The sequence below is a fragment of the Bartonella sp. AD328YNZD genome (assembly GCF_042196425.1).
The window spans coordinates 1-3,852 of the sequence record NZ_JBHIQG010000232.1 but is presented as its reverse complement, the minus strand read 5'-3'; the positions used below and the strand labels follow the sequence as shown (position 1 = coordinate 3,852).

The following is a 3,852-nucleotide window of genomic DNA, read 5'->3' as shown; positions in this document are numbered from 1 at the left end:
GTAAGTTCGGATGTGGATGTTTCCGACGTACTTTCGCTTGTTGGCGGCGGTGTTGTCTCAACGGGGAGCAACTTTTCCTTTGGTTGAAATGGTGCAAGACTATCTATTTGTCCCTCTCCAATATGGCGTGCATCTTCTTTCTCTTGTGGTTGCATAGTTGGTTTTACGGCAGGGATTGCGCGGATAGGAGCCTTCACGGCTCCTTGTTGAGAAGAAAACTCGTCCACCAAAGGAGCAAGAGTAATGGGAATTGCTTCCAATGGTTGTGGTAAAGAGAAAGAGCTTGTAAACTGAATAGCTCCCCAACTGAGAAAAATGACATGGACCACAAGGGATAAAGCCAAGCCTCGTTTCATACTATGATAAGAGTCTTTGTTCATTCTTTATGCCTTATTTACGCCTTACATTTTTTCATTTTTAATCACTCTATGCTCTTTTAAAAAAAAATTAAGAACAACCGGTTATACGCAATTTTATTACTTATTATTTATTGTGCTAAACTTGCTAACGCAACTTGAGAAAACCCCGTTTTTTGAATATCCGCCAGCAGTTTTAATACTTGTTGATATTCAACAGTTTTAGCAACACGCACAAAAACCCGTTGATCTTTTTGTGTAGCATCTGCTTCCAGAAGAGTTTTCAGGTGTGTAATCAGGGCCTGCGACGTTTCATAATAATCTTGATTAATGGCAAAGCGCCCTTGCGCATCAAGTGAAACCGTAAGAGGTGTTTTTTGAGCTCGTACGGGACCCGCTTGACTACGAGGCAAATCTAGAGGAACACCGTTCACTAAAAGGGGGGCAGAGACCATAAAAATAATCAACAAGACCAGCATGACATCCACAAAAGGAGTGACATTGATCTCACTCATCAGTTGGCTTCGTGAATGATGCCGCCTACGTGTATTTTTGCGAGAAGAAGAAGCAACAGAAACGCCCATGGGATAAGATCCTTTTTATAAAGAGGAAGGTGCTGTGCGTGTTTCATCAATACGCCGCGATACAATTGTTGAAAATTCATCAGCAAAATTTTCTATTTGTGCAATGATGCGCGCACTTTCATGAGTCAACTTGTTATAAGCAATAACAGCTGGAATTGCTGCAAACAAACCAATAGCGGTTGCCAAAAGCGCTTCTGCAATCCCTGGCGCGACAATGGCAAGTGATGTATTTTGAGAAGCTGAAATAGAAAGAAAAGACTCCATAATACCAATAACTGTTCCAAAAAGTCCGATAAAAGGTCCCGCAGACCCCAGTGTCGCAAGAAAACTTAATTTTGATTCTATTTTTTCACTTTCACGTCCCAGCGTCAAATCCATAGCCTTATCAATTCTGCTCTGCAAACTTTTCGATGTATGGGTCCCTTTTTCAAGAGATTTTTTCCATTCAACCATTGCTGCCATAAAAACTGCGGATATACTATTGGTACGTTGACTTTTACATGATGCATAAAGATCTTCTAGCGCTTTGCCAGACCAAAATGTGCGTTCAAACTGCTTTATTTCACGCCGTATTCTCCGATACGTAAAAATTTTATCAAAAATAATTGCCCAACTCCAGATGGAAGCGAGCAGCAATCCGATCATAACACCTTTCACGATCCAACTCGCTTGCATAAACAAATGCAACATTCCAATTGTTTCTGGATTCGTTAGTTCACCATGCGGCATAATTTTTGTCCCTCTAAATGAAAGATGCATTTTTTTTAATTTTATAAAACAGATTATTTTATATTTTCTAAATTTAAGTAAAGACTCTAGTCTCACATAAATCCATGCGCTAAAACAAGACTTGTTTCTTAACTTTCCTTAAAAAGTGATGACGAGAGATATCCCTCAATGCACATCCCCCTCATTTCACAACAGCATTTATGAAAAATATAACGATCAGGGCTTCTCCATAAATGCTATAAAAATAAAAGATATAAAAATGCATGATATTAAATCTATTATGCACCACCATCTTTACGCTTATGAAAAGAACGCTAAATCATCATACGCGTTTCCAGCTTAAAATACAGCGATAAGTCTTAGCACTTGAAAAGATTCGTAAGAGGTATTTTATTTCTTTCTTAAGTGTTTTTGTATCCACTCACCAACTCCGCTTGTGACATGTAAGAAAATGTTTTTTATTAATTCGCGGCAATAGAGCTTGAAAAGAAAAAATTTTACAAGTTTCAGAATTATCTGAAAGTGACAACGCAATGAATTATCATTGTAAATAAATATGTTATCATCATAAAAGATGACGCTTTGCCTCAGGCTATTATTTCTCTCATTTTCCATCGAATTGAATACGGGGTACACCATCGGGCACAAAAAACGACCATAAACCACCCTACAACACCTCACAACAATGCGCCTCACCCATGCACCCCGACGTCCTATGTAATCTAGTGTAAGTCTCATGTAATCTCACTGTATTGTGAATTAGCCCCTTTCAATGCCTATCATCTCTCTGGCACCATGGTATAACGTACAAGCTTCTGTGACATGAAAAAAGCCTTTTCACATTTTTACTTCATCAAAACCGGCTTCTTTGCTCTCTTTGCTCACTTGCGATATTTGATCGTTATTGCATTGCGAATGATCCATAAGGAACATTTTACAATTTTTTCAATGATTTATATTGTTCTCTTATGATGTGTAAGCAAATGATTTTAATTGTTTCAACATGAACAGATTTGAAATGAAAGTATTTTATTCTATTCCTATTAGGGTTTGTGCCCATGATAAGTGATAATTTATCTTTCTAAGTCAATACATTATATAGAATAATATGCTGTTGAAACTTTAAATGCAAAAATGCATTTCTGCTTTGTATACATTGATCTCTCACTCATTCACTACGCTTAGAAGCGCACATAAAGTCATGCATGATGGATAGAAATGGATGAAACACGCGCTCTTGTGATGCCAAATGACAATCCAGTAAAAAAACAAATCAAATTGCTTAAAAACACCCTTTGGGTGTTTTGAGACAGTTTTCGACCTAATAGCTTATTATCACTTTATTGCAATATGGTGCTGGGTATGTGCATTTTTATAAAAATAAATCTTAATCCATTTTTATTTCTTTTTATATTTTGTACTTTTTCGCTGTTTTCTGATGCCAACAAACCTTTCTTCAAAAGAAAGAAAATATCTTGAGTTTATAGCAGAAAATGGATGATGCGACATTGATTTTGAATCATAACATGGATGAGGTGTGTTTAATTTTGTGAGATATTATCTTCAATTTATTGTAGTTATTGTAGCAGAGGTGCTTTCTTTTGCTGTATCGTGTGACCTTGTTGGAAAACATTTAGGCTATGATAAATGTATAGTCTTAGATTATAGATTACTTTATATCTGCTGATCTCTCCTGAAACTTGCTAATTCAATGAATCACACTTTTAACCAAGCATTTTTGCAAAAAGTTCTTTGGGTAAACGTCGCGGTTTTGCCTCCTCATTAATCAGAGCAATTTCAACTTTGGCTGTTACCAACGTAGTCATCTCATGCAAAATAGATTGCTCCATAAAAAAGCGGGCCCCTTGGATGTGATTAACACGTGTTTTAACGACTAAAAGATGATCAATTTTAGCTGGTCTTGAAAAATTAATTTCCATATGACGAACAACAAAAAACAATTTTTCCCCCTCACCCCCTGCTGCTAACATCTTATTATTAAAACCGGTATCCCGTAAAAACTCTGAACGTCCTCGTTCAAAAAACTCAAGATAACGCGCATGATAAACTACACCGGAAAAATCTGTATCCGCAACATAAACGCGGACCTGAAAATTATGAAAAGCACTTGTATGATTTCTCTTGAAAGGAGTCACTTCTGTCATCTACTTCACGTCCCATAA

Annotated in this window: 3 protein-coding genes and 1 pseudogene; all 4 read right to left on the bottom strand. The window is 36.9% G+C overall.

Annotated features, from left to right (window positions below; translation table 11 throughout):
• A pseudogene (locus tag ACFIO3_RS09785) lies at window positions 1–380 on the bottom strand (cell envelope biogenesis protein TolA); the annotation flags it as partial.
• A gap of 107 nt (window positions 381–487) precedes the next feature.
• Complete coding sequence (gene tolR, locus ACFIO3_RS09780; protein WP_375606537.1) at window positions 488–940, bottom strand: protein TolR; 453 nt, start codon at window positions 938–940, stop codon at window positions 488–490.
• Window positions 941–955: 15 nt separating this feature from the next.
• Window positions 956–1,669, bottom strand: a complete 714-nt coding sequence (tolQ, locus tag ACFIO3_RS09775; RefSeq protein WP_375606538.1) for a protein TolQ — start codon at window positions 1,667–1,669, stop codon at window positions 956–958.
• A gap of 1,724 nt (window positions 1,670–3,393) precedes the next feature.
• The gene (gene ybgC, locus ACFIO3_RS09770; protein WP_375606539.1) at window positions 3,394–3,834 is read right to left on the bottom strand and encodes a tol-pal system-associated acyl-CoA thioesterase; all 441 of its coding nucleotides are present in this window, start codon (window positions 3,832–3,834) and stop codon (window positions 3,394–3,396) included.
• Between the last annotated feature and the right edge of the window lie 18 nt (window positions 3,835–3,852).